The 26,685-nt window shown below is 72.4% G+C and carries 24 protein-coding genes; 10 read left to right on the forward strand and 14 right to left on the reverse strand.

Annotated features, from left to right (window positions below; translation table 11 throughout):
- Positions 1–99 precede the first annotated feature (99 nt).
- Positions 100–1,020, reverse strand: coding sequence for an AfsK-binding protein KbpA (gene kbpA / locus ACZ52C_RS17885; protein WP_469075608.1), 921 nt, complete (start codon positions 1,018–1,020; stop codon positions 100–102).
- A 361-nt stretch (positions 1,021–1,381) separates the two neighbouring features.
- On the opposite strand from kbpA, the gene ACZ52C_RS17890 reads away from it, so the two are divergent.
- Entirely contained in the window at positions 1,382–2,029 is a 648-nt protein-coding gene (locus ACZ52C_RS17890) for a TetR family transcriptional regulator (protein ID WP_045556112.1), read from the forward strand.
- A gap of 127 nt (positions 2,030–2,156) precedes the next feature.
- Here the strand turns inward: ACZ52C_RS17890 and ACZ52C_RS17895 are convergent, their stop codons facing one another.
- Both ACZ52C_RS17895 and ACZ52C_RS17900 read right to left on the reverse strand, forming a co-directional pair.
- Positions 2,157–2,645: a nitroreductase/quinone reductase family protein gene (locus ACZ52C_RS17895; protein WP_469075765.1), complete on the reverse strand. Its 489-nt coding sequence runs from the start codon at positions 2,643–2,645 to the stop codon at positions 2,157–2,159.
- Positions 2,646–2,668: 23 nt separating this feature from the next.
- Positions 2,669–3,997, reverse strand: a complete 1,329-nt coding sequence (locus ACZ52C_RS17900) for an acyl-CoA dehydrogenase family protein (RefSeq protein ID WP_469075609.1) — start codon at positions 3,995–3,997, stop codon at positions 2,669–2,671.
- Positions 3,998–4,245: 248 nt separating this feature from the next.
- Between ACZ52C_RS17900 and ACZ52C_RS17905 the strand changes: the two genes are divergently transcribed.
- The 3 genes from ACZ52C_RS17905 (at position 4,246) to ACZ52C_RS17915 (ending at position 6,767) form a co-directional block, all read left to right on the forward strand.
- Positions 4,246–5,460, forward strand: a complete 1,215-nt coding sequence (locus ACZ52C_RS17905) for a thiolase C-terminal domain-containing protein (RefSeq protein ID WP_469075610.1) — start codon at positions 4,246–4,248, stop codon at positions 5,458–5,460.
- 115 nt (positions 5,461–5,575) lie between these two features.
- A complete protein-coding gene (locus ACZ52C_RS17910) occupies positions 5,576–6,001 on the forward strand; it encodes a pyridoxamine 5'-phosphate oxidase family protein (RefSeq protein WP_469075611.1) in 426 nt (141 codons plus the stop codon).
- 13 nt (positions 6,002–6,014) lie between these two features.
- A complete protein-coding gene (locus ACZ52C_RS17915) occupies positions 6,015–6,767 on the forward strand; it encodes a pyridoxine/pyridoxamine 5'-phosphate oxidase (RefSeq protein ID WP_469075612.1) in 753 nt (250 codons plus the stop codon).
- Positions 6,768–6,791: 24 nt separating this feature from the next.
- On the opposite strand, the gene ACZ52C_RS17920 is transcribed toward ACZ52C_RS17915, so the two are convergent.
- From ACZ52C_RS17920 to ACZ52C_RS17940, 5 genes are all read right to left on the reverse strand, one after another.
- Complete coding sequence (locus tag ACZ52C_RS17920; protein ID WP_469075613.1) at positions 6,792–7,613, reverse strand: class I SAM-dependent DNA methyltransferase; 822 nt, start codon at positions 7,611–7,613, stop codon at positions 6,792–6,794.
- The gene (locus ACZ52C_RS17925) at positions 7,610–8,281 is read right to left on the reverse strand and encodes a GNAT family N-acetyltransferase (RefSeq protein WP_469075614.1); all 672 of its coding nucleotides are present in this window, start codon (positions 8,279–8,281) and stop codon (positions 7,610–7,612) included. The genes ACZ52C_RS17920 and ACZ52C_RS17925 overlap by 4 nt, the downstream gene beginning before the upstream one ends.
- 24 nt (positions 8,282–8,305) lie before the next feature.
- Positions 8,306–8,743, reverse strand: coding sequence for a Zn-ribbon domain-containing OB-fold protein (locus tag ACZ52C_RS17930; RefSeq protein WP_469075615.1), 438 nt, complete (start codon positions 8,741–8,743; stop codon positions 8,306–8,308).
- Between the two features lie 73 nt (positions 8,744–8,816).
- Positions 8,817–9,266, reverse strand: coding sequence for a DoxX family protein (locus ACZ52C_RS17935; RefSeq protein WP_469075766.1), 450 nt, complete (start codon positions 9,264–9,266; stop codon positions 8,817–8,819).
- Positions 9,267–9,410: 144 nt separating this feature from the next.
- Entirely contained in the window at positions 9,411–10,898 is a 1,488-nt protein-coding gene (locus ACZ52C_RS17940; protein ID WP_469075616.1) for an AAA family ATPase, read from the reverse strand.
- A 279-nt stretch (positions 10,899–11,177) separates the two neighbouring features.
- Between ACZ52C_RS17940 and ACZ52C_RS17945 the strand changes: the two genes are divergently transcribed.
- From ACZ52C_RS17945 to ACZ52C_RS17960, 4 genes are all read left to right on the forward strand, one after another.
- Positions 11,178–12,401, forward strand: a complete 1,224-nt coding sequence (locus ACZ52C_RS17945) for a flavin-containing monooxygenase (RefSeq protein ID WP_469075617.1) — start codon at positions 11,178–11,180, stop codon at positions 12,399–12,401.
- 295 nt (positions 12,402–12,696) lie between these two features.
- Positions 12,697–14,985 carry an acetate--CoA ligase family protein gene (locus ACZ52C_RS17950; RefSeq protein WP_469075618.1) on the forward strand — a complete coding sequence of 763 codons (2,289 nt, stop codon included), beginning with the start codon at positions 12,697–12,699 and terminating at the stop codon, positions 14,983–14,985.
- Positions 14,986–15,058: 73 nt separating this feature from the next.
- The gene (locus ACZ52C_RS17955) at positions 15,059–15,907 is read left to right on the forward strand and encodes an enoyl-CoA hydratase/isomerase family protein (protein ID WP_469075619.1); all 849 of its coding nucleotides are present in this window, start codon (positions 15,059–15,061) and stop codon (positions 15,905–15,907) included.
- A 66-nt stretch (positions 15,908–15,973) separates the two neighbouring features.
- The gene (locus ACZ52C_RS17960) at positions 15,974–16,654 is read left to right on the forward strand and encodes a flavin reductase family protein (RefSeq protein WP_469075620.1); all 681 of its coding nucleotides are present in this window, start codon (positions 15,974–15,976) and stop codon (positions 16,652–16,654) included.
- 175 nt (positions 16,655–16,829) lie between these two features.
- On the opposite strand, the gene ACZ52C_RS17965 is transcribed toward ACZ52C_RS17960, so the two are convergent.
- The gene (locus tag ACZ52C_RS17965; RefSeq protein WP_469075621.1) at positions 16,830–18,254 is read right to left on the reverse strand and encodes an MFS transporter; all 1,425 of its coding nucleotides are present in this window, start codon (positions 18,252–18,254) and stop codon (positions 16,830–16,832) included.
- Positions 18,255–18,413: 159 nt separating this feature from the next.
- Between ACZ52C_RS17965 and ACZ52C_RS17970 the strand changes: the two genes are divergently transcribed.
- A complete protein-coding gene (locus tag ACZ52C_RS17970; protein ID WP_469075767.1) occupies positions 18,414–19,514 on the forward strand; it encodes a GlxA family transcriptional regulator in 1,101 nt (366 codons plus the stop codon).
- Here ACZ52C_RS17970 and ACZ52C_RS17975 read toward each other — a convergent pair.
- The 3 genes from ACZ52C_RS17975 to ACZ52C_RS17985 all read right to left on the reverse strand — a co-directional run bounded on the left by ACZ52C_RS17975 (position 19,436) and on the right by ACZ52C_RS17985 (position 22,888).
- Positions 19,436–20,485, reverse strand: coding sequence for a Zn-dependent alcohol dehydrogenase (locus tag ACZ52C_RS17975; RefSeq protein ID WP_469075622.1), 1,050 nt, complete (start codon positions 20,483–20,485; stop codon positions 19,436–19,438). The two genes, ACZ52C_RS17970 and ACZ52C_RS17975, sit on opposite strands and share 79 nt — an antisense overlap.
- A 20-nt stretch (positions 20,486–20,505) precedes the next feature.
- A complete protein-coding gene (locus ACZ52C_RS17980) occupies positions 20,506–21,660 on the reverse strand; it encodes an acyl-CoA dehydrogenase family protein (protein ID WP_469075623.1) in 1,155 nt (384 codons plus the stop codon).
- A gap of 316 nt (positions 21,661–21,976) precedes the next feature.
- Positions 21,977–22,888, reverse strand: a complete 912-nt coding sequence (locus ACZ52C_RS17985; RefSeq protein ID WP_469075624.1) for an SDR family NAD(P)-dependent oxidoreductase — start codon at positions 22,886–22,888, stop codon at positions 21,977–21,979.
- A 151-nt stretch (positions 22,889–23,039) separates the two neighbouring features.
- On the opposite strand from ACZ52C_RS17985, the gene ACZ52C_RS17990 reads away from it, so the two are divergent.
- Entirely contained in the window at positions 23,040–23,981 is a 942-nt protein-coding gene (locus ACZ52C_RS17990) for a cyclase family protein (RefSeq protein ID WP_469075625.1), read from the forward strand.
- Positions 23,982–24,615: 634 nt separating this feature from the next.
- Here the strand turns inward: ACZ52C_RS17990 and ACZ52C_RS17995 are convergent.
- Together ACZ52C_RS17995 and ACZ52C_RS18000 are read right to left on the reverse strand one after the other, a co-directional pair.
- Positions 24,616–25,179, reverse strand: a complete 564-nt coding sequence (locus ACZ52C_RS17995) for an ATP-binding protein (RefSeq protein WP_469075768.1) — start codon at positions 25,177–25,179, stop codon at positions 24,616–24,618.
- 529 nt (positions 25,180–25,708) lie between these two features.
- A complete protein-coding gene (locus tag ACZ52C_RS18000) occupies positions 25,709–26,596 on the reverse strand; it encodes an acyl-CoA dehydrogenase family protein (protein WP_469075626.1) in 888 nt (295 codons plus the stop codon).
- Positions 26,597–26,685: the final 89 nt, after the last annotated feature.

Here is a 26,685-nt window from a genome sequence, read left to right on the forward strand (position 1 = left end):
CGGCGCACAACCCCGTACGTCCGTCCGCCCGGCGCCCTCTGCGCGCCCCGCGCGACGACCGGAACGCCGCACCACCCGAGAACCGTCAGCGGCCCTGCCTCAGCGCTCTTCCCGCTGGTCAGCGTCGTCCTCCGGGCCGTTCGCCGTACGTTCCCCCTCCGGCCGCGCCCCGTCCTCGCGCTGGTCGTCCCCCTGTTGCCGCAGTTCGTCCGGACGCTGTTCGACCTGGTCCGCGGCCCGCGGGGCCTCCCGCCAGCCGTTGTCGTCCCCCTGCTGGAGCAGTGCGAACGAAGCGCCTTGATTGTCCGTGACGACCGCCACATTTCCGTACGAGGTGTCGAAGGGCGGCACCTGCACCCGGCCCCCGAGCCGGCTGACGGCGCCGAGCGCGGCCTCGCAGTCCTCCGTGCGGAAGTGGACCAGGAAATGCGGCGGCATCTCCGCCGGGAAGACGTCCGTGAGCGTGGCGCGGCCGAAGTCGGGGCTGGCGTCCGGGCCGAAGAGGGCGTCGTGGAAGAGGTGCGCGTAGAAGGAGTTGGCGGCCTTGGTGTCCCGGGTGTACAGCTCGGCCCACGCGAACGTGCCGGGCTCGTGACGCCGGCCGAAGCCGGGGTGCGCGGCGCCCTGCCAGAGGCCGAAGACCGCGCTCTCCGGGTCCGTGGCGAGCGCGGCCGTGCCGAGGCCGCCGACCGGTGTCGGCGGGGTGATCACCTGACCGCCGGCCGCGACGATCCGGGCGGTGAGGGCGACCGCGTCCGGGGTCGCGAAGTGAACGGTCCACACGGTGGGGAGGCGGCCGTCGGGCTTGGGGGCGAGGGCGGCGACGGGGGCGCCGCCGAGGTGCGCCCACACCTGGTGCGCGCCGTCCTGGGGGGCCACCGCGAAGGTCCATCCGAAGAGTTCGCCGTAGAACCGCTTGCCCGCCTCGACGTCGGGCAGCTGGGCGTCCACCCAACAGGGCACGCCCTCGGGATACGGGGCGTTTCCCGTCCCGGCGGCGCCCCCGGTCTCATCGGCCATGACGCCAAGCTAAGGGCGCACGAGCCGACACGCGCGCGGGGCGCGTCCGACCGCGCGACGCATCTGACGCCGGGGGTGGGGTGCAGTTCCCCGCGCCCCTTGGCGGCATGGGGCGCGGGCGGCGTTGTCAAGGGGCGCGGGGAACTGCGCGGGAAGCCCCACGCACCCGCACCCGACAACGCACCGAAGCGGGGTCGAAGGGGCGCAGCCCCTTGTGGAGAGGGACGGGTAAGGGCGGCGGGGGCGAAAGAAAATGGCCAATACCCCCCACGCCCACCGCACGAACCCCTTGGTGAAGCCCACACTCCCCATTTGCAGTCGGCCGAATCGCGCTCCGATCACCCCTCGGTAAGCTGACGGCATGACAGGACAAGTGCGTACCGTCGACGGCCGCGTGGCCGGCCGGCGAGGGCAGGCGACCCGGCAGAAGCTGCTCGACTGCCTCAGCGAGATGCTCAGCTCGTCGCCCTACCGGGACGTCAAAGTCATTGATGTCGCCCGGAAGGCGGGCACTTCACCCGCGACCTTCTACCAGTACTTCCCGGACGTCGAGGGCGCCGTCCTGGAGATCGCCGAACAAATGGCCACCGAGGGCGCCACGTTGACGCGCCTTCTCGAAGGCCGCTCCTGGGTCGGCAAGGCAGGCTGGCAGACCGCCCAGGAACTCGTCGACGGCTTCCTGGAGTTCTGGCGCAAGAACGACGCCATCCTCCGCGTCGTCGACCTGGGCGCCGCCGAGGGCGACAAGCGCTTCTACAAGATCCGCATGAAGATCCTGAACTCGGTCACCAACTCCCTCTCGGAGACGGTCGCCGAGCTCCAGGCCAAGGGCCGCGTCGACAAGGACGTGAACCCGGGGGCCCTGGCGGGTTCCCTGGTCGCCATGCTCGCCTCGGTCTCCGGCCACCAGAAGGGCTTCCAGTCCTGGGGCGTGAAGCAGGCCGAACTGAAGCCCAACCTGGCCCTGTTGGTCCACCTGGGCATCACCGGCAAGAAGCCCACGAAGTAGGCAGGAGCCCCCGGGCACGCCCCCGGACGCGATTCCTGTCACGCAGACGGCACCCTCACCCGAGGAGTGCCGCCTGCCGCGTTCAGGGGACCGGGACCCCCGGCCCGCGACTCGCCCGGCCCGCGGCTCAGCGCCGTACGATCCGGAACACCCGTATCTCCCGGTCGATCCGGGCCTGGTACGTCGAGTACGGCGGCCAGAACCGCAGCAACTCCTGCCAGACGGCGGCCCGTTCCGCGCCCGCCAGCAGATGCGCGGTGACGGGGATGTCCTGCCCCTTCCAGTTGATCTCGGCGTCGGGATGGGCCAGCAGGTTGGCGCTCCAGGCCGGATGGCCGGGGCGACCGAAGTTCGACCCCACGAGGATCCAGCTGCCGCCCTCCGCCTCGGGCATACAGGCCAGCGGCGTACGACGCGGCACCCCGCTGCGCGCGCCGGTCGCGGTCAGGACGACCCCCGGCAGCAACTGCGCGCTGAGCAGCACACGCCCCCGGGTGACCCGGTGCACCGCCCGGTCCAGGGCGGGTATGACGTGCGGCGCGACCCGGGCGAACGCGGGTGCCGAGGACACCTTCTGCACCAGCCGTACGCCCATGTCCTTGATCCCGTCGGTCATCCCCGCCGTACCCCTCGCAGCCATCAGCCCCGCACCTCCTCGCGTACGCCCCGTCCGTCGGGCTCCCGCCCACCGGGGGCCCGCCCACCTCCACCCCGGCCGTCACGTTCCCGGCTCTCGCCCGAGAAGACCCCCGCCTCGTCGGCCGCCCGCCCCCGCAGCCGGTGCACCGGCCCGAAGAGCAGCTCGTCCCCCGCCGCCCGCTTGAAGTACGACTGCGCCTCGTGCTCCCAGGTGAACCCAATCCCCCCGTGGAGCTGGATCCCCTCCCCGGCGGCCACCCGCAGGGCCTCCAGGGCCTGGGCGAGGGCCAGCCCGCCGACCCGTTCACCGCCCCGCCGGCCACGACCGCCCGCTCCGGGTGAGTCGGCCGCGGCCGCCCAGGCCGCGTAGTACGCCGCCGACCGGGCGGCCCGCACCCCCACGTAGACATCCGCGAGCCGGTGCTTCACCGCCTGGAACGACCCGATCGGCCGCCCGAACTGCTCCCGCTGCCGCACATACGCCACCGTCCGCTCCAACGCCCGGTCGGCCGCGCCCACGGCCTCCGCGGCGAGCACGGCGGCCGCCGCGTCCCCGACACCGGCCAGGGCGCCCGGCACGTCCGCCGTGTCGTCGTCGCCCAGCAACTCGGCCCGCACATCGCGCAGTTCGAGCCGGGCCACCGGTCGCGTCTCGTCGAGGGAGGTCTGCCGCACCCGTACGACCCCGGAAGCGGCCCCACCACCACCGCCCTCGCCCTCCCCCGCCCGCACCAGGAACAGCAGCGTCCGCGAGCGGGCGTACCCCCCAGCGTGCGCGGCGACGGCCAGCAGCCCCGCGCTGTGCCCGTCGAGGACCTGCCCGGCCTCCCCGTACAGCCGCCATCCGTCCCCGGCCCGGCGCGCCTGGACGCCGCCGGCCCGGCCGCCGCCGGACCACGCGCCCCGGTTGTCGGCGGTCAGGGCCAGTGCGGTGGAGAGGGCGCCGCCCGGTACCGCGAGGGCGGCGGTCAGCCGGCCGGAGGCGAGCGGCGGCAGCAGCTCGGCGCGCTGCCGCTCGGTGCCGAGAGCGAGGATCAAGGGGGCGACGAGGACGGAGGTGGACAGCAGGGGCGAGGGTGCGAGCGACCGCCCCAACTCCTCCACCGACAGCGCGAGTTCGGTCACCGAGCACCCGACTCCGCCGTACGTCTCGGGGAGCGCGAGCCCCGGCAGGCCGAGCTGGTCGGAGAGGGCGGCCCACAGCCCGCCGTCGTACCCCTCCCCGGTCCGCACGGCGGCCCGGACCTCCTCCGGACCACAGCGCTTGAGCAGCAACTCCCGCACGGTGCGCCGGATCTCCTCCTGCTCGGCGGTGAAGCGGGCGTCCATGGGCGGTCCCCCTTCCGTTCCCCCAGCCACGTGCTCCGGACACAGCACATCTGACGGTCCGTCATATTAGGGCGGTTGCCGACGAAAGCACAGAGCAGCCACAGACGACGTTGCCTCACGGAATGCGGGAGTGCCGGAACGCGGGAGTACCGGAACGCGGGAGTGCGGAATGCCGGAACGCCGTGCGGAATGCCGCGCGGGGTCAGGGGCATTTCAGGGGACACCCAATCTGATGTACCGTCAGATTCATGACCGCTGTGCCCGGTACACAGAACGTCACGCGAACCGCGACGCAAGGCAACCGGCGAAAGGTGGCGATCGTCGGGGTCGCCCTCTCCGACTGCGGCCGGGTGGACGACGCGACCCCGTACGCGCTCCACGCGCAGGCGGCCCGCCGCGCCCTCGCCGACGCGGGGCTGGAACGCTCGGCCGTCGACGGGCTCGCCTCGGCCGGACTGGGGACGCTGGCGCCGGTGGAGGTGGCGGAGTACCTGGGCCTGCGGCCCACCTGGGTGGACTCCACGTCCGTCGGCGGCTCGACCTGGGAGGTCATGGCGGCGCACGCGGCGGACGCGATCGCCGCCGGGCACGCGAACGTCGTCCTCCTCGTCTACGGCTCCACGGCCCGCGCGGACATCAAGGCGGGCCGCCGGACCGGCAACCTCTCCTTCGGCGCGCGCGGCCCGCTCCAGTACGAGGCCCCCTACGGGCACACCCTGATCGCCAAGTACGCCATGGCCGCGCGCCGCCACATGCACGAGTACGGCACGACGCTGGAACAGCTGGCCTCGGTGGCCGTGCAGGCCCGGACGAACGCGGCGGCCAACCCCGAGGCGATGTTCCGCACCCCGATCACCGTCGACGACGTGCTGTCGTCCGCGCCGATCGCCGACCCCTTCACCAAGCTGCACTGCTGCATCCGCTCCGACGGCGGCGCGGCGGTCGTGCTGGCGGCCGAGGAGTACGTACGGGACTGCCGGCCGACCACGCCCGTCTGGATCCTCGGCACCGGCGAGCACACCTCCCACACGACCATGTCCGAGTGGCCCGACTTCACGGTCTCCCCGGCGGCGGTCAGCGGGCGCCTGGCCTTCGAACGCGCCGGAGTGCGCCCCTCCGAGATCGACTTCGCCGAGATCTACGACGCCTTCACGTACATGACCCTGGTGACCCTGGAGGACCTCGGGTTCTGCGCCAAGGGCGAGGGCGGGGCGTTCGTGGAGAAGGACCGTCTGACCCTGACCGGCGACCTCCCCGTCAACACCGACGGCGGCGGTCTCTCCGCCCAGCACCCCGGGATGCGCGGCCTCTTCCTCCTCGTCGAGGCCGTACGCCAACTACGCGGCGAGGCGGACGCCCGCCAGATCCACACCCCCACCGGCGACCTCCCCCGCCTGGCGGTCGCCTCGGGCACGGGCGGCTGGTTCTGCTCCTCGGGGACGGTGGTCCTGGGGCGGGGGTGAGGGGGCCGGGGCGCCAGGGAGGCCGGAAGGTGCGTGGTCCGGAATAGGGAACGGGGCCGGTGCGCTGAACCGACTCGCAGGCGAAGACGCCCCGAGGCATCCCGGAGGAAGTGGCATGGCACTGTCCCGCAAGGAGCGCGAGGAGTTTCTGGCCGAGGTGCACGTGGCCGCGTTGGCGGTGGACGCGGGAGAGGGGCGGGCCCCGCTGACGGTGCCGATCTGGTACCAGTACGAGCCCGGCGGCGACATCTGGGTCATGACCGGCCGGGACTCCCGCAAGAACCAGCTGATCCAGGCCGCCGGACGCTTCACCCTGATGATCGACCGGCTGGAACCCACGATCCGCTACGTCTCCGTCGAGGGCCCCGTCACCGACACGGCCCCGGCCACCCTCGACGACCTCCGGGAGATCTCCACCCGCTACCTCCCGCCCGAGAAGGTCGACGGCTACATGGAGTTCGCCTCCTCGAACCACGGCGACCAGGTCGTCGTCCGCATGCGGCCCGAGCGGTGGGTCTCGTCCGACCTGGGCACGGTGTGAGACCGTCCCACCCATGATCGATCCCCCTTCCCGGCCCGGATCCGAGGCCCGACCCCGGCCCCACACCACGCCCTCCCCCGACCCCTCCCCCACCCCCTCCCAGCCGTCCGGCCTCGTCCAGACGCTGCGCGGGCTGCGCGTCTGGGATCCGCAGGTCAGCGCGCTGCCGCTGTTCGACCCGGCCACGGCCCCGGCCGAGCCGGTGCCGCTGTTCGCCACCTGGTTCGGCGAGGCCGTGGCGGCCGGGCAGGTGGAGCCGCACACAATGTCGCTGGCCACGGCGGACGCGGAGGGGCGCCCGGACATCCGTACGGTGATGCTGCACGACGTGGACGCGCGTGGCTGGCACTTCGCCTCCCACGCCGGAAGCCGCAAGGGCCGACAGCTCGCGCACCGCCCGTACGCCTCCCTCGGCTTCTACTGGCCCCTCCTCGGCCGCCAGGTACGGGTGCGGGGCCGTGTCACGGTCGAGCCCGCCGAGGTCGCCCACGCCGACCTGCACGCCCGCTCGACGGGTGCGCTGGCCGCCGCGCTCGTGGGACACCAGAGCGAAGTCCTTTCCTCGTACGAGGAGTTGGAGCGCGCCTCGGAGGCCGCCTGGGCACGGGCCGAGCGGGAACCGGACGTGCCCGTGCCCTCCTGGACGGCGTACGTCGTGGAGCCGGACGAGGTGGAGTTCTTCCAGGGCGACGCGCGGCGCCGACACGTACGCCTGGACTACCGCCGGGAGGGCGCTGGTTGGGCGAAGGCGCTGCTCTGGCCCTGACCTTGCCCTGTGCCTCCCTCGGCCTCAGACCTTCTCCCACACGGACACATGCGCGGTGCTGTCGTGGGTGAAGGGCTCCCCCTTCCACCCCGCCCACCGGTCCCGCAGCCGCATCCCGGCGAGCCGGGCCATCAGATCCAGCTCGGCCGGCCAGACGTACCGGAACGGAATCGTCCGGTACACCGTCCGCCCGTCGACGACCGTCATGTGGTGCGACCGCATGCCCTGCGTCGCGACGTCGTACGTGTCGAACCCCAGCCGGGTCGGCCCGACCCGGAACGGCACCGCGCTCTGCCCCGGCGGCAGCCTGCGCAGGTCCGGCACCCCGACCTCGATCACGAAACGGCCGCCGGGCACGAGGTGCGCGGCGGCGTTGCGGAAGCAGTCCACCTGGGCGTCCTGCGTGAGCAGGTTGTTGATCGTGTTGAAGACCAGGTAGGCGACCGTGAAGCCGGGGCCCTCGACCCGGGTCGTCGCGAAGTCCCCGATGGTGACCCCGATGTCCTCGCCGCCCGGCTTGGCCCGCAGCCGCCGGACCATGGCCCGCGACATGTCGATGCCGTGCACGGGCACGCCCCGCCGGGCGAGCGGCAGCGCGATCCGCCCGGTGCCGACGCCGAACTCCAGCGCCCGCGCGTCCCCGCCGGGCCCACCCGCGAGACCGGCGATCAGGTCGACGACGGGGTCCACGGCCGCCGGGCCGAACACGTCGTCGAAGGGGTCCCCGGAGCCGTCGTCGTAGTGCGCGGCCACGTCCTCCCCGAAGTACCCGTCGGGATCCTCGACGACCTCGTACGCGTCTCGCTCGTCGACGGTCTCGTACTGCTCCCTGTCGTCCGCGCTCATCGAAGAATTCCCTCCGGGTCCGGGGCCGGGGCCGGGGCTGGGGCCGGGGCCGGGGCTGGGGCCGGGTCCGTGGCGAGGCGGGCGTGCAGGTGGGCGTCGCGGAACGCGTCCTGGCGTCCCTCGTCGAACGCCGCCCCGCGCATCAGCCCCTCGAACCGGAACCCGCACAGCTCGGCGATACGGCAGGACGCGGCATGGCCGACGACGTGGTCGAGTTCGAGCCGGTGGATGCCGAGTTCGGTGAAGGTCCAGCGGGCGGCGAGGTCGAGGGCCCGGGTGGCGACCCGGCGGCCACGGGCCTCGGGCAGCACCCAGTAGCCGATGACGGCCCTGCGCATGAACGCGTCGATCCCGCTCAGCCCGACCTGCCCGAGGGTCGCTCCGCTCTCCGCGTCCGTGATCCGGAAGGCCACGGTCGTGCCCTCCGCGTCGGACTCGGCCCGCCGGCGCAGCGACTGCCTGGCGCCCTCGAAGGTCTCGTCCCACACCAGGGGCGTGTTCCACCGCCGGAAGTCGGGATCGGTACGCCCCCGCAGCCACGCCTCGACATCGGCGTCGGACTCGGCGTCCCAGGAGCACAGCCGCAGCCCGTACCCCTGTGGCTCGGCGGAGGACGGGTCGGGAGGGTCGGGGAACGGGCCGGAGGATCGCTCATCAGTACGGCTCACGCCCCCATTGAAACGCGCGGCCCCTCACGCCCGCACGCGAAATACGGGCACCACGAACCCCCCGCTCTCCCGGAAGGCGACCTGGAGCCCTGTCCCCGCGCGCAGTTCCCCGCCGCCCTCCTCCCCCTCCACGACCTCGGTCATCATCCGGGGCCCCTCGACGAGGTCGACCACGGCGGGGACGTACGGCGTCCGCTCCCCGAAGGGCGGCAGGTCGTTACGGTGGACGACGGACCAGGTGTAGAGCACGGCGCGTCCGGAGGCCTCCTCCCATCGCACGTCCTCGCTCCAGCAGTACGGGCAGAACTCGCGCGGATAGTGATGGGCGCGCCCGCATCCCGCCGCCCCGCAACGCCGCAGCAGCAGCCGCCCGTCCGCCGCGGCGTCCCAGTACGTACGACTGAGACCGTCGACCTCCGGCTGATCGAACCGCACACCGTCACCACCCGTCACCGTCGCCACCACCAGCCTCCCCCCACCACCGAGCCCTCCCAAGGCGCCCCCGCTCCCGCTCTCGCTGCGGCCCCCGCTGCCGTCAGAACAACCCCAACGCGCTGTCGACGGACCACGTCTGCCAGGACGTCCCGAACAGCGCCACCACCGAGATGAGCGCCATCATCGAGTTCTGCCCCTGCTCGGCCCAGTCGTGGATCATCAGCACGAGATAGAGGAGGTTGAGCACCAGCCCGCCGACGAGCGCGATCGGGGTGAGGAACCCGAGGATCAGCCCCAGGCCGAGGGCGAGTTCGGCGTAGACGACGACATGGGCCATGGCCCGCTGCCGCGGCCTGACCACCACGTCGAACCCCCCGCGCACCGCCGCCCACCGGTGCTTCTCCGCGACCCCGGCCGCCCAGGCGATGCCGGCCCCCTCCTCGAACCAGGCCCTCTTGTCCTTGTGCCGCCAGCTCTCCAGCCACCACAGCCCGAGCCCGATACGCAGCACGGCCACCCATTCGGCACCGCTGAGCCAGATCGTCTCCATGGACATCGCCCTTCCGCGCGCACTCACACGGGTTTCTGACGGTACGTCAGTTCAATGGAAGGGAGAGGAATGCGCAAGAGACACGGACCGGCCGACAGAACCCGTGACCGCGCCTGCGCCTGCGAGGTGGCGTCCCCCTACGCCTCAGGGCACGAACCCGACCGGCATGGCCCGCCCGTACAACTCGTCGAGACCGACGAGCAGGAGGCCACCTCGCTCCGCCGCAGCGCGCAGCGAGTCGCTGAATCCCGCGGCGCTGAAGAACGCCAGCCCGCAGTGGGCCGTGTCGAACCCCCGGCCCGTCAGCAGTTCGCGGGCCCGGCTCAGTCGCTCCAGATGGCCGACACCCAGCACGGTGCCCCACTTCGCTTCTCCCAGGAGGGCAACCGACGGCCGCTGCCCCCCGGAACCCGGCTCGACGACCGCCACATCCACCTGTAGCTGCCGGCGTTCAGCCGAGTCGGTCACGATGCCGCTGCCGACCTCACCCAGCGACCTACCGAGCAACGAGCGTCCCGGCCCGATCACATACTCACGGCACACGGCCTCGAAATGCGGTCCGGCCACCTGTGCCGCAAAACGCTCGGCCGCCTGCCCCCACACCTCTGCGGCCTGACCGCTCTCCAGCCGGGCCCAGGCAGGACGCATGACCGCTTCGTAGAAGTTGATCAATGGTTCGACGATGCGGTACTGCGACTTGCCCGCCCGGAAGACATCGGCCTCACGAACCAGGAGGTGACTGTCCTCGAGGACGTTGAGCGGGTGCGAGATGTCGACGGCCTTCCGGCCGATGTAACTGGCGATCCCGCCGCGCGTCGTGTTGCCCTGCGCCACAGCCGCCAGGACGGAGTGGTACAGGGCCGTGTCTCGGATGTCAGCCTCCTCTGCGAGCAGGTAACGCGCTTCCCGGAAGAGCGGACTGAACGGCGAGAGGACCGTACGGCAGATCCAGTCATCGAACGCCGGCAGGTTCTCGGGGACGTCGTCCGCCAGGAACTGGCGGCGGTACGCGGGCGTACCGCCGACGACGGCGTGCAGTCGGGCCGCGAGGGCGGGTTCATCGGCGACGCCCCAGAACTCCGCGGCGGGCCGGTAGCCGAAGGGCCGCACGACGAGTTCGAGCTGGGCCCGGCCCCGCAGGGGGGCCGTGCTCGCCAGCAGCCCGCCCATCACAGACATCGCCGAACCACAGAGGAGGAGCCGCATACGGCTTTCCCCTGTCTGATGGCGATCGATCTCGCGCTGGATGAGGGAGGGGAGTTCGGGGGCGACCTTCGCCAGGTAGGGGAACTCGTCGATGACGACGAGACGCGAGGTCTTCTCGCCCGCTCCCCTCCCGTCCAAAGAGGCGATGCCGAAGAGAGAGGAGATGGCGTCGTCCCAGGTCGCGAAGGAGAAGGGCGCCGGAGAGCCCACGTGCTCGGCCAGGGCGGCACCGAACTGCCGCAGCGACTCGGTGGCGGTGCCCGCCGTGGCACCGAAGTAGAAGCCCCCGTACTGCTCGACCAAGGCCCTCAGCAGATACGTCTTCCCCATCCGGCGGCGACCGCTGACGACACCGAGCATGGCCTGCGGCAAGGGCCGTTCCACGAAAGCGACGAGCGCCTCCCACTCGGGCGCGCGGTCGAACACGTGCGGAGGTTTGACCAACCGTGCCGTACGCCTCACGAGGCCTCCCTCCAGTCCTTAGGACTGTACCCCTAAGGACTGTACTCCTTACTAGCAGGACGGACCACGGCGGGGCCTCACGACGCGGGGCGCGTGAGCCGCATGCGCCGCCACCTCCCGTCCACATACCAGGAGACCTACGCCACAGACCCCACCCACCCCTCCTACACCCGTGATCAATCCGCAACCAATTCCGGGCTTGACCGAGACCCAACAAGTGAGCGGGTGAATACGCTCAGGCACATGGCCGATTCCAGTGCATCCGCAGGGCCCGCGACCTCTGCGTCCTCCGACCACCCCGTCTATGTGATCGGCGGCGGACCCGGTGGGCTGGCCGTCGCGCACGCGCTGCGGGCGCGGGGGGTGCGGGCCGTGGTGCTGGAGAAGTCGGACGCGGTCGGCTCGTCCTGGCGGCGGCACTACGACCGGCTGCACCTGCACACCACCCGGCGGCTGTCGGCGCTGCCCGGCCTGCCCATGCCGCGCCGCTTCGGCCGGTGGGTGTCGCGGGACGACGTGGTGCGGTACCTGGAGAAGTACGCCGAGGTGCACCAGCTGGAGATCGTGACGGGCGTCGAGGTGTCCCGGGTCGAGCGCGGCCCGGACGGCACCGGCTGGCTGCTGCACGCCACCGGCGGCCGCGAGCTGACCGGCGGCGCGGTGGTCGTCGCCACCGGCTACAACCACACGCCCCACATCCCCGACTGGCCCGGCCGCGACTCGTTCGAGGGCGAGCTGGTGCACGCCGCCGAGTACCGCAACCCGAAGTCCTACGCCGGCCGGGACGTCCTCGTCGTCGGCATCGGCAACACCGGCGCCGAGATCGCCGTCGACCTCGCGGAGGGCGGGGCGGCGCACGTACGGCTCGCAGTGCGGACGGCCCCGCACATCGTGCGCCGGTCGACCGCCGGGTGGGCGGCCCAGTACACGGGCGTCCTCGTACGGCGGCTGCCGGTCGCCCTCGTGGACCGGCTCGCCAAGCCGATGGCGAAACTCAGCGTGCCCGACCTCTCGGCGCACGGCCTGGCCCGCCCCGACACCGGCCTCTACTCCCGTGTGCACGAGGGCTCCGTCCCCGTACAGGACGTCGGCCTCATCGACGCCGTACGCAAGGGGCAGGTCGAGATCGTCGGCCCGGTCGAGGGGTTCGAGGACGGCAAGGTCGTCCTCGGCGACGGCACCCGTGTCGCGGCGGACGCCCTGATCGCCGCCACCGGCTACCGGCGCGGCCTGGAAAGACTCGTCGGACACCTCGACGTGCTCGACGACCGCGGAAAGCCCGTCGTCCGCGGCGCACGCACCCCCGCGAGCGCGCCCGGCCTGTACTTCACCGGCTTCACCAACCCCATCAGCGGCATGCTCCGCGAACTCGCCCTCGACGCCGAGAAGATCGCCAAGGCGGTCGCGAAGACCGGCGGGGTCGCCACGCTCGACGCGATCACGGTACGCATCCGCACGGAGCGCTGACCGCCCGCCGGTCACCACCTCACACCGCCGGCCGCCCCACGCTCCTTCCGGGACCCGGACGGTGACCACCTCCCCACCACCGGATCATCCCCCATGGACATCGCCCATGGACGCATCCGGTCACAGGTCTGGCCTCCGCCCCGCGTGGGTACAACCTCCTTACTGCCGCGTAACTTTGCTCGCACACCCATTCCTGACGCAGCGTCAGTTCAGTAACCTGAAATCTGACGTGTCGTCAGGTACGTGAACGTCACCACGTCACTGAATTGGCTGTCACACAGGAGCGGGCGGACCGATGCTTGGATCAACCCACGGCACCCTCACCACCGACTCCCGCCGGGCCCGGGCCATCGCGTGCGGGGAGCACCCCGCGCAGGCCGTGCACGGCAGGCCCGCCGAGGCCGGCGACCTGGACGTCAGCGGACGCCCGCTGCACGCCGACGTCCCCGACCTGGACCGTTTCTTCCGCCCGGAGGCCGTCGCCGTCGTCGGCGCCTCGGACACGGAGGGCCGGCCCAACACCGGGATCACCCGGCAACTGCTCGCCTGGTCCGAACGCGTCGGCGCCCGGCTCCACCCCGTGCACCCCACCCGGGAGTCGGTCTTCGGCATCCCCTGCGCCCCTTCCGTCGCCGCCCTGCCCGAACCGGTCGACCTCGCCGTACTGCTCCTCTCCGACCCCCTTCCCGTGATCGGCGAACTGGCCGAGGCCAAGGTGAAGTTCGCCGTCGCCTTCGCCTCCGGCTTCGCCGAGACCGGCGCGGAGGGCGCCGCCGCCCAGGAGCGGCTGGCCGCCGCCGTGGCCCGAGCCGGCGGGCTGCGGCTGCTCGGCCCCAACACCAACCTCAACGCCTTCGAGCGGTTCAGGGAGGACCTCGACGGGCCGGCCATCGCGCTCATCACCCAGTCCGGCCACCAGGGCCGCCCCGTCTTCTCCCTCCAGGAACTCGGCATCCGCCTCTCCCACTGGGCCCCCACCGGCAACGAGGCCGACCTGGAGACCGCCGACTTCATCTCCTACTTCGCCGAGCGCCCCGAGGTGGGCGCCATCGCCGCCTACGTCGAGGGCCTCAAGGACGGCCGCGCCTTCCTCCTCGCCGCCGACCGGGCCGCCCGGCGCGGTGTCCCCGTCGTCGCCGTCAAGGTCGGCCGCACCGAGACCGGCGCCCGCACCGCCGCCTCCCACACCGGCAAGCTCACCGGCGCGGACGCGGTGGTCGACGCGGCGATGCGGCAGTACGGAGTGATCCGCGTCGACGGGCTCGACGAACTCCAGGACACGGCCACCCTGTTGGCACGGGCCCGACGCACGACGAGGGCCGTGCCTGGGCCCGCCGTACCGGCGACGACCGTACCCAGGACGGCCGTACCGCGGCCCGAAGGCGTCGTCGTGTATTCGATCTCGGGCGGCACGGGCGCGCACTTCGCGGACCTGGCCACCGAGGCCGGACTGCCCCTCCCCACGCTCTCCGAGGCCAAGCAGGCCGAGCTGCACCAGTGGATCCCCGACTATCTGAGCGTGGCCAACCCCGTCGACAACGGGGGCCATCCCGTGGGCGACTGGCGCGGGCCCCGCATCCTCGACGCGATCCTCGACGACCCCGCCGTGGGGGTGCTGATCTGTCCCATCACCGGCCCCTTCCCTCCGATGAGCGACAAGCTCGCCCAGGACCTGGTGGCCGCGGCGGAGCGGACGGACAAGCTGGTGTGCGTGGTGTGGGGGTCGCCGGTGGGCACCGAGGCCGCGTACCGCGAGACGCTGCTCGGGTCGTCCAGGGTGGCGACCTTCCGCACCTTCGCCAACTGCATCACCGCCGTCCGCGCCCACCTCGACCACTCCCGCTTCACCGCCGCCTACCGCTCCCCCTTCGACGAGGCGCCCCGCTCCCCCTCGCCCTCCTTCCGCAAGGCGCAGGCACTGATGCGGCCGGGACAGCAGCTGAGCGAGCACGCGGCCAAGCAGCTGCTGCGCGCGTACGGCATCCGCGTGCCGCGCGAGCAGTTGGTGACCAGCGCGGCGGCGGCCGTACGCGCGGCGAGCCTCGTCGGCTATCCGGTGGTGATGAAGGCGTCCGGCGCGAGCATCGCCCACAAGACGGAGCTCGGCCTGGTGAAGATCGGCCTGACCTCCGCGAGCCAGATCCGCGACGCCTATCGCGAACTCACCGACATCGCCCGCTACGAAGACGTCTCCCTCGACGGGGTGCTGGTGTGCCAGATGGTCGAGCGGGGCGTGGAGATGGTCGTGGGCGTGACCCACGACGACCTCTTCGGGCCGACGGTCACGGTGGGCCTCGGCGGGGTCCTCGTGGAGGTGCTCCGCGACTCGGCCGTACGCGTGCCGCCCTTCGGCGAGGACCAGGCCCACGCCATGCTCGCCGAGCTGCGCGGGCGGGCCCTGCTGGACGGGGTGCGCGGGGCTCCCCCGGCCGACGTGGACGCCCTCGTGGAGGTCGTGCTCCGCGTGCAGCGCATGGCACTCGAACTCGGGGACCAGATAGCGGAGCTGGACATCAACCCGCTGATGGTGCTGCCGAGGGGGCAGGGGGCGGTGGCCCTGGACGCGCTGACGGTGTGCCGCTGAGCGCCGACGCGCGCGGAAGGCACCCCCCACGACCAGGAGAACCATCACTCCCCGTAAGAATCGGAGCACCCACATGTCCGCTTCCCCCCTTGAACATCCCGAAAAATCCCGTGACTCATTGATACGGCACGCCACTGACAACGCCGTCTCGTGGATCACCCTCAACCGCCCCGAGGCGATGAACGCCATCGCCCCCGACCAGCGAGAACGCCTTATCCACCTCCTCTCCGAGGCCTCCGCCGACCCCACCGTGCGCGCGGTGGTGATCACGGCCACGGGCCGCGGATTCTGCGCGGGCGCGGACCTACGGGGCTCAGCGACGGGCGGTGGGGAGCAGGTGCCCGGCGACGTGGCGCGGGTGGCCGGTGACGTGGCGCGGATGATCCGCCTCGGCGCCCAGCGGCTCATCTCGGCCGTCCTGGACTGCGAGAAGCCGGTGATCGCGGCGGTGAACGGCACGGCCGCCGGCCTCGGCGCGCACCTCGCCCTCGCCTGCGACCTCGTCCTCGCGGCCGAAGAGGCCCGTTTCATCGAGGTGTTCGTACGGCGCGGCCTCGTCCCCGACGGGGGCGGCGCGTACCTCCTCCCCCGCCTCGTCGGACCCCAGCGGGCGAAGGAGCTGATGTTCTTCGGCGACGCCCTGACCGCCGCCGACGCGCATCGCCTCGGCCTCGTGAACCGTGTCGTCCCCGCCCAGGACCTGGAGAAGACGGCCCGCGAGTGGGCCGAACGCCTCGCCGCCGGCCCCACCCGCGCCATCGCCCTGACCAAACACCTGGTCAACACCTCCCTCGACACCGACCGCGCCACCGCCTTCACCGCCGAGGCCACCGCGCAGGAGATCAACATGACGACGGCCGACGCCCAGGAGGGCGTGGCGAGCTTCGTGGAGCGGCGGGACCCCCGCTACGAGGGCCGCTGACGAGCGAGAAGAGGCTCGGCGCGAGCCTTCACTTCTGACGGGCCGTCAGTTCTAATGACTCACGTGATGGGACACGCGGGAATGGCGGCCGCCGCCGTCCGCTATCTGAGAGCAGCCCCGGCGGACAGGGGCCGTGGGACGACGAACGTGCCACCGGTCGTCGACGCCCTGCCCCGCCCCGACCTGCGCTGTGTCGGCGAGCACGAACGGGCACCGGTCGACCAGGCCGAGTTCCGTCGCGTACTGGGCAACTTCGCGACGGGGGTCACGGTGATCACGGCCCCGGGAGCCGCGGCAACCCCGGGAGCGGCGGAAACCCTGTCGGGATCGGGCACCCCGGCGGTCCCGCCCCCCGCCGGCTTCGCCTGCCAGTCGTTCTCCGCGCTCTCCCTGGACCCGCCGCTCGTGGTCTTCATGGTCGGCCGTACGTCGACGACCTGGCCCCGGATCGCCCGCGCGGGTGTGTTCTGCGTGAACGTACTCGGCGCGGACCAGGGCGAGTTGTGCCGACGGTTCGCGGTGAGCGGTGCGGACAAGTTCGCCGGCGTGGCCCACACCCCGGCCCCCGCGACGGGCTCCCCGCGCCTCACCGGAGCCCCCGCGTGGATCGACTGCACGATCCACGCCGTCCACCCCGGCGGCGACCACCTGATCGTGGTGGGCCGCGTGGAGGCACTGGGCACCGACACCGAAACGACACCACCACTGCTGTTCCATCGGGGCCGCTTCGCGGAGCTCAGGGTCTGAGGTCGCAGAGGGCGGGGATGCTGCAACCGGCCGTGGCGCGGTTCGAGTCGGGCGGGACGATGCCCGGCGCTCCCCCTCCTCAAGCGGTTCGCCGTCGCCTTCGGCATGCGTCTGCACGTCGGGTTCGAGCCACTCGACCGCACAAGCTGAAGCGCCCCCCTCCACGCCCCGCACCTCAGACCCCCACCGCCACCCCCACCCTCCCCACCGGGCGTCGCCGTATCACCAGCGCCATCAGCGCCGCCGCCGCGCACAGCGCGCCCGAGGCGTACCAGACGATGTCGTACCTGCCGAAGATGTCGCGGGCGAGGCCGCCGAGGAAGGCGACGAGGGCGGCGCCGACCTGGTGGGACGCCAGGACCCAGCCGAAGACGATGGCGCTGTCCTCGCCGTAGTGCTCGCGGCACAGCGCCATGGTGGGCGGGACGGTGGCGACCCAGTCGAGGCCGTAGAAGACGATGAAGAAGATCATCGGCAGATGGACCGCCGGCGCCAGCAGCATCGGGAGGAAGAGCAGCGAGACACCGCGGAACGCGTAGTACACCGCCAGCAGCCGCCGTGAGTCGAAGCGGTCCGTGAACCAGCCCGAGGCGATCGTGCCGAGGACGTCGAAGACCCCGATGACCGCCAGCAGCGAGGCCGCCGCCGTGATCGGCATGCCGTGGTCGTGGGCGGCGGGCACGAAGTGGGTCTGGATCAGGCCGTTGGTCGAGGCGCCGCAGATCGCGAACGTACCGGCCAGCAGCCAGAACGGCCCTGTCCGCATCGCCGAGAACAGCACCCTCACCGCCCGCCGCGCCGCCCCCTGCACCGGCCCCGGCTTCGGTACGAACTCCCGCGCCCCGTACGGCTTCAGCCCCACGTCCGCCGGATGGTCGCGCAGCAGCAGCCAGACGAAGGGCACGACGGCCAGCGCGGCGAGCGCCACGGTGACGGAGGCGGGCCGCCAGCCGCGCTCGGAGACGATCCACGACAGCAGCGGCAGGAAGATCAGCTGCCCGGACGCCGAGGCCGCGGTCAGGATGCCCGAGACCAGACCACGCCGTTCGGTGAACCAGCGGTCGGTGACGGTCGCCGCGAACGCCAGCGCCATCGAACCGGACCCCAGCCCCACCAGCAGACCCCAGCAGAGCATCAGCTGCCAGGCCGACGTCATCCACACCGTCGCACCGGCCCCGGCCGCGATCACCGTCAGCGCCACCGCGACGACCCGGCGGATGCCGAAGCGGTCCATCAGGGCGGCGGCGAAGGGGGCGGTCAGTCCGTACAGCGCCAGGTTGATCGAGACCGCCGACGCGATCGTGCCGCGCGACCAGTCGAATTCCACGTGCAGCGGATCGATCAGCAGGCCCGGCAGCGAACGGAAGGCCGCCGCGCCGATGATCGTGACGAAGGTGACGGCGGCGACGAACCAGGCACGGTGGACACGGCCCCGACGGCGGCGGGGACGAAGACCGCCACGTCCGACACGGGGACCGGCGCCGGACCCGCCCGTGACGGCGGCGGACCCGCCCGTGGCGGCGGCGGACCCGCCCGTGGCGGTGGGGCGGGACTCGGCGGCAGGGCGGGACTCGGCCGCGTCGTCGGCTGTCTGGGGCATGACGTCAAGCTTCCGACCTGCGCGCATTCCGGACGAGTGGCCGAAGGGACAGCATTCGCTAGGATCGGGCCATGCCCGCCGTCCCCTCGACCGAGCGCACCCTCACCACCGCCCCACGGCCCACCACCGCCCCGCAGCCGACCCCCGCACCGCGTCGTCCTGCTCGCGCTCGACGGCCTGCTCCCCTTCGAACTCGGCATCCCGCAGCGCATCTTCGGCAGGGCGCGCGACGCGGCGGGGGCACCGCTGTACGAGATCGTCACGTGCTCGATCCGGCCGCCCGGCCCGGTGGAGACGGACGCCGACTTCGAGATCCTCGTCCCGAACGGCCCGGAGGTCCTCGCCACCGCCGACACGGTCGTCGTCCCCGCCTCGTACGAACTCGGCCCGGTCTACGAGGACGGCGTCCTCACCCCCGAACTGGCCGCCGCCCTCGCCCACATCCGCCCCGGCACCCGGCTGGTCTCCATCTGCAACGGCGGCTACGTCCTGGCGGCGGCCGGCTTCCTCGACGGCCGCCCGGCGACCACGCACTGGTCCCTCGCCGAGCACTTCCAGCGGCTCTTCCCTCAGGTCCGGGTCGACGCGGACGTCCTCTTCGTCGACGACGGCGACGTCCTCACCTCGGCGGGCGTCGCGGCCGGCATCGACCTGTGCCTGCATCTCGTACGGCGCGACCACGGCACCGGCGTAGCCAACGACGTGGCCCGGCGCACGGTCGTGCCGCCGCACCGGGACGGCGGGCAGGCCCAGTACATCCAGCGGCCGCTGCCCGAGCCGCAGACCGGGACCACGACCGCCGCCCGCGCGTGGGCCCTGGGGCGGCTCCACGAGCCGATCCAGCTCCGGGACATGGCCGCGCAGGAGTCCATGTCCGTCCGTACGTTCACCCGCCGCTTCCGTGAGGAGGCCGGTGTCAGCCCGGGCCAGTGGCTCACCCAGCAGCGCGTCGAACGGGCCCGCCACCTCCTGGAATCCACCGACCTCACCATCGACCAGGTCGCCCACGACGCGGGCTTCGGCACCGCGCAGTCCATGCGGCAGCACCTTCAGGGAGCGCTGGGGGTGACCCCGACGTCGTACCGACGGACGTTCCGCGCGGCCCGACCCCCCGGAGCCACGACCGGGGCCACCGCCACCAGCACCCCCGACAGCGAGGGCTCCGAGGCCGCCGGAACCGCTCAGAACGTGAGCACCGCCCGGGCCACGCGCCCCTCCCCCGCGTCCTCCGCCGCCTTGGCGAAGTCCTCCACCGGATAGGTGGCCGTGACCAGTTCGTCGAGGAGCAGGCGCCCCTCCCGGTACAGGTCGGCGTAGAGGGCGATGTCCCGCTGCGGCCGGGAGGAGCCGTAGCGGCAGCCCAGGATCGACTTGTCCAGGTAGAGGGAGGAGACGAGGAAGGTGGCCTCGGCGGTCGCGGCCGGCACTCCGAGCAGGATCGCCTGCCCGTGCCGGTCCAGCAGGTCGACGGCCTGGCGGATGAGGTCGACCCGGCCGACGCACTCGAACGCGTGGTCGGCACCGGTGGGGAGGATGTCCCGCACCCCTTCCACGGACGTCAGGAAGTGCGTGGCCCCGAACCGCCGCGCCACCGCCTCCTTCTCCGGATTGGCGTCCACGGCCACGATCCGGGTCGCCCCCGCGATCCGCGCGCCCTGCACCACGTTCAGCCCGATCCCGCCGGCCCCGATGACAACGACACCATCCCCCCGGTCGACGCGGGCCCGGTTGAGCACCGCCCCCACCCCGGTCAGCACACCGCACCCGATCAGCGCGGCGGAGGTCAGCGGGATGTCGTCCGGGATCCGTACGGCCTGCACGGCCTTGACCACCGTCTCCTCCGCGAAGGCGGAGTTCGCGGCGAACTGGAACACCTCCCGCCCGCCCCGCGAGAACGGCCGGGTGGGCCGCCCGATCGCCCGTCGGCACATGGTCGGCCGCCCCCGGTCGCAGTCGGCGCAGGCCCCGCAGTTGGCGAGAGTGGACAGGGCGACGTGGTCCCCGGGCCGGACATGCCGGACCCCCGCCCCGACCTCCGCGACGACCCCGGCCCCCTCGTGCCCGAGCACCACGGGAACGGGAAACGGAATCGTCCCGTCCATGACCGACAGATCGCTGTGGCAGAGCCCGGCGGCCGAGATCGCCACCCGCACCTCACCGGGCCCCGGCTCGCGCACGGCCAGATCGTCGACGACCTCGGCCCGCTTCCCGTCGAACACCACTCCGCGCATGGCCTCCACCTCTCGGCGTCTCAGCCTCTCGGCTCCCTCGGCAGACCGAGCACCCGCTCGGCGATGATCGTGCGCTGCACCTCGTCCGAACCGCCGTAGATGGTGTCGGCCCGGCTGAACAGGAACAGCTGCTGGAACGGGTCCAGTGCGTACGGCTCCGCCGCCGACCACTGCCGCGGTCCGACGGCCGCCCGCGCGCCCCGCACCTCCATCGCCAGCTCCCCGAGCCGCCGATGCCACCGCCCCCACAGCAACTTGGCCACACTCGGCGCGCCCGGCTCCGCGCCGCCCTCCGCCCCGCCGAGCGTCCGCAGGGCGTTCCACCGCATGGTCCTCAACTCGGCCCACTGCCGTACGAGTCGGTCGCGTACGACGGCGTCGTCCACGGCGCCGCTGTCCACGGCGGCCCGTACGACGTCCCTCAACTCTTCCTCGAAACCGATCTGTTGGGCGAGCGTCGACACCCCGCGCTCGAAGCCGAGCAGCCCCATGGCCACCCGCCAGCCGTTCCCCTCGCCCCCGACGACGTGCTCCGCGCGGGCGTGCGCCCTGTCGAAGAACACCTCGTTGAACTCGCTCGTCCCGGTCATCTGCCGGATGGGCCGCACCTCGATCCGGCCCGGCTGGTCCATCGGCACGAGCAGCAACGACAGCCCGTGGTGGCGTTCGGAGCCCGGCTCGGTACGGGCCAGCACGAAGCACCAGTCGGCCTCGTGGGCGAGCGAGGTCCAGATCTTCTGTCCGGTGATCCGGTACGACCCGTCGTCCGCCCGCTCCGCCCTGGTCCGCACGCCGGCGAGGTCGGACCCGGCGCCGGGCTCGCTGTATCCCTGGCACCAGAGTTCGTCGCCGCACGCGATCGGCGGCAGGAACCGCCGCTTCTGCTCCTCGCTCCCGAACGCGATCAGCGTCGGCGCGAGCAACTTCTCTCCGATGTGGCCGGACCGGGCGGGTACGTCGGCCCGCGCGTACTCCTCGGCCCACACGACCTGTTGGACGAGGGTGGCCGTGCGGTTCCCGTACCCGTCCTCGGCCCAGCCGAGCCCGATCCATCCGGCGGCGCCGAGCGTCCGCTCCCAGGCGCGCCGGTCCTCTCCCACGCCGGCGTGCGCCCCCAACCAGGCCCGCGCGTCCGCCCGGAACGCCTCGTCCTCATCACTGAACCCGAAGTCCATACCGCCTCCAAGATGACCGCCGCGGGTGATATCGGCGCATTGTCGGGTGCGGGCCCGGTGGGGCTTCTCGCGCAGTTCCCCGCGCCCCTGAAAGCCCAGGCCCTGCGAGCCTGAAACCACGGCCCTGCGGGCCTGAAACCACGGCCCTGCGGGCCTGAAACCACGGCCCTGCGGGCCTGAAAAGCACGGGGCGCAGCCCCTGCTTTTCAGGGGCGCGGGGAACTGCGCGACCAGCCCCCACGCACCCGCACCCGACAACGCACCCGCACCCGCACCCGCACCCGCACCCCACAACGCACCCCGTTCGGCAGGGCCCTCACGCGTTCGGTCGCTCCCCCGCCGCCGCAGCGGCAGCCATCCCCTCCACCCGCTCCAGCATCGGCATCGGATCCACCCCCACCGCCCCCGGCAGGAACTCCGCGATCCTCTCCGGCGTCCAGCCCCCTTCGGCGTACGCGGCACGCAACTCCCTCGGCTGCGCCCACACCGCGATCTTGGGCCCGGCGACCGTGTACACCTGCCCGGTGATCCCCGCGTCCCGGGCCCGCTCGGACAGCAGGTACACCACGAACGCGGCCACCTCCTCCGGCTCACCGATCTCGGTCAGCTCCATCGGCACCCCCGCCGACATCCGCGTCCGCGCGACCGGCGCCACCGCGTTCGCGGTCACCCCGTACCGGTGCAGGCCGAGCGCCGCGCTCCGCACCAGCGAGATGATCCCGCCCTTGGCCGCGCTGTAGTTGGCCTGCGAGACAGACCCCTGGTGGTTGCCGCTGGTGAAACCGATCAGCGTCCCGGCCCGCTGCTTGCGCATGACGGCGGACGCGGCCCGGAACACCGTGAACGTGCCCTTGAGGTGGGTGGCGATCACCGGATCCCACTCGTCCTCGGTCATGTTGAACAGCATGCGTTCCCGCAGGATGCCGGCGACGCACACGACCCCGTCGATCCGTCCGTACGCCTCGACCGCCGTGTCCACGACCCGCTGCCCGCCGGCCATCGTGGAGATGTCGTCGGCGACGGCGACCGCCTCGCCGCCGGCCGCCTCGATCTCCTTGACGACCGTCTCGGCGACGGAGCTGGTGGGTTCGGAGCCGTCGACGGAGACGCCGTAGTCGTTGACGACGACCCGAGCGCCCTCGGCGGCGGCGCCGAGGGCGACCGCCCGGCCGATCCCCCGCCCCGCTCCGGTGACGGCGACGACCTTGCCTGCCAAGAAGTTTCCCACCCCGAGCCCTTCCCCTCATCACATCGCCCGGACGAACCGCTGTCCGTGGCCCGATATCTGATGCACTGTTATCTGACGGGTCGTTAGATTTGCTCGTACGGCGATTCTACGACCCGCCGGATACGCCACCACAAGCCCTCGGGGAGGCCCGATGTCATCGCCCACGGAGTTCGCCGCGTTCACGGACATCGCCAAACGCGTGAACAACTGGGGGCGTTGGGGGGCCGACGACGAGATCGGCACCCTCAACCTGATCACCGACGAGGTCGTACGGGAGGCGGCCGCGTCGGTGCGCTCCGGTCGCCGCGTCCCGCTCGCGCTGCCCCTGCAACAGGACGGCGTGCAGACGGGGATGATGCCGGGCCGGGTGAATCCGCTGCACGCGATGGTGCAGATCAACCAGGAGATCTTCGGTCCGGGCACGGTCGCGTGCAGCGACGACGCGGTGACCATGGGGCTCCAGGCGGCCACCCACTGGGACGCGCTCACCCATGTCTCGCACTCGGGCCGGATCTACAACGGCCGCCCCGCGGACACGATCACCCCGCACGGCGGCGCGGCCTTCGCCGGCATCGACAAGGCGCGGCACATCGTCTCGCGCGGTGTCCTGCTGGACATTCCCCGCGCCCTCGGGCTCGGCGACGACCGGCTGCCCGGCGGTCACGCCGTCACACCCGAAGACCTGGACGCCGCCGAGGAGTTGGCGGGCACCCGGGTCCGCGCGGGCGACATCGTCCTGGTCCGCACCGGACAGATCCGCACCTATCTCGCCGGCGACAAGCACGCGTACGCGTTCCCGTCGCCGGGGCTGTCGCTGCGTACCCCCGAGTGGTTCCACGCGCGTGACGTGGCGGCCGTAGCCAATGACACGCTGACGTTCGAGATCTTCCCGCCGGAGGTCGAGGACCTGTGGCTGCCGGTGCACGCGCTCGACCTGGTCGAGATGGGCATGCCGCAGGGCCAGAACTGGAACCTGGAAGAGTTGTCCACAGCCTGTGGACAAGCGGGGCGGTACGACTTCCTGCTCTCGGCGATGCCCGAGCCGTTCGTCGGAGCGACGGGCACACCGGTGGCCCCGATCGCCATCCTGTAGAGCCGCACCCCCAGAGTCGGCTGACGGTGGAGTCGGCTGGCGGCGCGCCGTTACCCGCCCCAAGCACGGCACCGCGCGCCGCCATCCGGCTTCGGCATGCCCGCCCCGCCCCTGGGCCCTGCGGGAGCCGGCGCCGAATCACGACCCACGCTCGTCGAGGGCCTCCGTCACCGAGACCCTCGTCGTCCCCTCGCGGCGAATCGCTGAACACAAGCGTGATCAAACGGACACGAGACGTCAATAGCCGTTCAGGGATGAAGCGGACGAAACCGACGTCGCGACGGTGAGCACGGAAGCAGGTCCGGCGCACGACGCGGCCACCACCGGGCAACCGTCCCACGTCGTGCGCTCGCGCGCGGCGCGTGCGACGCGAAGCCGGGCGACCGAGTGCGCCTCGCGGCTCGGGGCCGCGCCCCAGCGCCGCGGCAGGCAACGTCTGCGCGACGGGCGGACGTTGCCCCTTGGGGCACTAGGGGGTGTTTCGAAAGTCCTGTGCGGTGCCCGCGGTGTCCGGTGCGTGCTCTCGGCGTGCCGGACGAAAGCCCTCGTACTGGACGTACTTGGGCTTTTGGCCGGTGCGGCGAGAGGGCGTGCCGGGCGCCGTGGGTGCTGTGCGGGACGTTCGAAACACCCCCTAGACCGCCTCGAACGCCAACCCGTCGCAGGCCAGACTCTCCCGGGCCACCGCCGCGACACCCGTCACCGCGCTGCACGCCGGGTAGACCGCGGGGGCCACCGTGCCGCCGCCGACCATCCCGCCGCCGGCCCCGGAGGCGCCCGCCCCACTCGCCGCCCCGGAAGCGCCGGGCACCACCCGGTCCAGCTCGCACCAGATCCGCTTGCCGACGCCCTCGTGGGTCCAGCCCCAGCGGTCCGCGAGGACGTCGACGAGGGCGAGACCGCGCCCGCCCGTCTCGTCGCCGTCGGCACATCGCGGGGCCGGGGGACACGCGCTGCCGTCGGCGACCTCCAGGCGGACCTTGCCGATCGCCCCGTCACGGCGCCCGGACAACTGCAGCCGCAGCACCGCCGGACGGCCGGTGTGCACGACCGCGTTGGTGACCAGCTCGGAGACGAGGAGGATCAGCGTCTCGGCGAGCGGCTCGTCGTCCCCTATACCGGACCCGGAGAGCCGTGCACGGGCCCATCTCCGTGCGCGACCCACCTCTGCGGGGTCGGGCCGGATCTCCAGCTGCACTTGAAGCACCTGCACCGCTCACACCATCCGAACCGGCGGACACATCGCCGCACGCCCCCGAGGGGCCACGATCGTGGTCATCTGCTGCCTGGCCGACGCCACCGCCGTCGACACCATCGGCACCGGGATCACGGAACGTGATCCCCTTACCGGACAGCATGGTTGACGTACAGTCACCCCAACAAGCGCTTCGGGCATATTCCAGCGCGAAGGAGTACGCGTACGGCATACTGTGCGACGCTCATCGCGGGGAGTCGAACAGACCGGAGCGTCGAGACTCCGGCCCACTTCACGAGTGCCGGGCACCGCCGGATCCGGGGCCGCCACAGGGGCAACACCGGCTCGGCTCGACCTCGGAACCACTCGCATCCACCAGAAGGTACCGGAGCGGGACTCCGACTCCAGGCCGTGACAAGTCACGCCTAGGACACAACACGGTATCAACGCTCGGTAATTCCGGTATGCCACGTTCCGCGACATTCGGCCGCGCCACTGCCACGGATTTCCGGCTTCACGCTGGTCAGGGCCCTCAACTCGCCTCGCTCAGCAGTTCCCGTGCCAACAACTCCTCACTCTCCGTGACCGATCCGCCACGTTCCGCCCGTACCCACGCCCGCTTCAGACACAGGTGTACGTCGGCCTCCCAGGTGAACCCCGAACCGCCGTGGACCTGAAGGGAGTCGCGGGCACCGCGCACCGCCGCCTCGTCGGCGAGCAGCCGGGCCGCCGCGATGTCCACCGGATCGACGGTCACGGCCGCCGCGTACACCGCGACCCGGGCGACCTCCACCCGCACCAGCAGTTCGGCGCAGAGGTGCTTGACCGCCTGGAACGCCCCGATCGGCCGGCCGAACTGCTCCCGCGTCCGGGCGTGTTGCACAGCGGCCTCGCAGGCCCGGACCGCCGTGCCCAACTGCTCGGCGGCGGTGAGCAGTACGAACAGATCATCGAGACGGGCGGCGGGGTCCACTCCGGGCACCCGGTGCAACGGCGTCAACGGATCCACCGACCGCAACGCCACGGCCCCTTCGACGGCCCCCACCACCACGTCCGCCTCGTCCAGCCACTCCACCGAGCCGCCACCCCCGACAGCCGTCACGACGACCTCGCCGGTCGCCGCCCCCGGCACCCGCCCCGCGGCGAGATGCGTGGCCACCAGCGGCCCGGGCAACAGCGCCCGCCCCGCCTCTTCGAACACCACCACCGCCTCCGGCACCCCGAGCCCCACGCCGCCCTCCGCCTCCGGCAGGCGCAAAGAGAAGAACCCCGCCGCACCCAACTCCCGCCACAGCCCCCGGTCCAGCACGCCGCCCCCGTCGACGGCGGCCCGCAACCGCTCCGCCCCGAAACGCCGCGCCAACACCTCCCGGATGCCGGCCCGCAGAGCGACCTGATCCTCAGTGAGCCGAAACCGCATAAGCCACCAGCCCCTCATAGCCCCCGAGCACAACACCGCGGGCCCCAAAGGGGCGCGGGGAACGGCGCGAGCAACCACGCCCCACCCGC

The organism is Streptomyces sp. NPDC034049 (assembly GCF_055575575.1).

Coding starts and splice junctions, on each gene's coding strand:
- ACZ52C_RS18000 (WP_469075626.1), bottom strand. CDS start 26,596: ATGCGGTTTCGGCTCACTGAGGATCAGGTCGCTCTGCGGGCCGGCATC.
- ACZ52C_RS17910 (WP_469075611.1), top strand. CDS start 5,576: ATGGCACTGTCCCGCAAGGAGCGCGAGGAGTTTCTGGCCGAGGTGCAC.
- ACZ52C_RS17905 (WP_469075610.1), top strand. CDS start 4,246: ATGACCGCTGTGCCCGGTACACAGAACGTCACGCGAACCGCGACGCAA.
- ACZ52C_RS17975 (WP_469075622.1), bottom strand. CDS start 20,485: ATGCGCGGAGTGGTGTTCGACGGGAAGCGGGCCGAGGTCGTCGACGAT.
- ACZ52C_RS17960 (WP_469075620.1), top strand. CDS start 15,974: ATGGGACACGCGGGAATGGCGGCCGCCGCCGTCCGCTATCTGAGAGCA.
- kbpA (WP_469075608.1), bottom strand. CDS start 1,020: ATGGCCGATGAGACCGGGGGCGCCGCCGGGACGGGAAACGCCCCGTAT.
- ACZ52C_RS17955 (WP_469075619.1), top strand. CDS start 15,059: ATGTCCGCTTCCCCCCTTGAACATCCCGAAAAATCCCGTGACTCATTG.
- ACZ52C_RS17965 (WP_469075621.1), bottom strand. CDS start 18,254: ATGCCCCAGACAGCCGACGACGCGGCCGAGTCCCGCCCTGCCGCCGAG.
- ACZ52C_RS17950 (WP_469075618.1), top strand. CDS start 12,697: ATGCTTGGATCAACCCACGGCACCCTCACCACCGACTCCCGCCGGGCC.
- ACZ52C_RS17980 (WP_469075623.1), bottom strand. CDS start 21,660: ATGGACTTCGGGTTCAGTGATGAGGACGAGGCGTTCCGGGCGGACGCG.
- ACZ52C_RS17900 (WP_469075609.1), bottom strand. CDS start 3,997: ATGGACGCCCGCTTCACCGCCGAGCAGGAGGAGATCCGGCGCACCGTG.
- ACZ52C_RS17920 (WP_469075613.1), bottom strand. CDS start 7,613: ATGAGCGCGGACGACAGGGAGCAGTACGAGACCGTCGACGAGCGAGAC.
- ACZ52C_RS17890 (WP_045556112.1), top strand. CDS start 1,382: ATGACAGGACAAGTGCGTACCGTCGACGGCCGCGTGGCCGGCCGGCGA.
- ACZ52C_RS17915 (WP_469075612.1), top strand. CDS start 6,015: ATGATCGATCCCCCTTCCCGGCCCGGATCCGAGGCCCGACCCCGGCCC.
- ACZ52C_RS17990 (WP_469075625.1), top strand. CDS start 23,040: ATGTCATCGCCCACGGAGTTCGCCGCGTTCACGGACATCGCCAAACGC.
- ACZ52C_RS17895 (WP_469075765.1), bottom strand. CDS start 2,645: ATGACCGACGGGATCAAGGACATGGGCGTACGGCTGGTGCAGAAGGTG.
- ACZ52C_RS17935 (WP_469075766.1), bottom strand. CDS start 9,266: ATGGAGACGATCTGGCTCAGCGGTGCCGAATGGGTGGCCGTGCTGCGT.
- ACZ52C_RS17945 (WP_469075617.1), top strand. CDS start 11,178: ATGGCCGATTCCAGTGCATCCGCAGGGCCCGCGACCTCTGCGTCCTCC.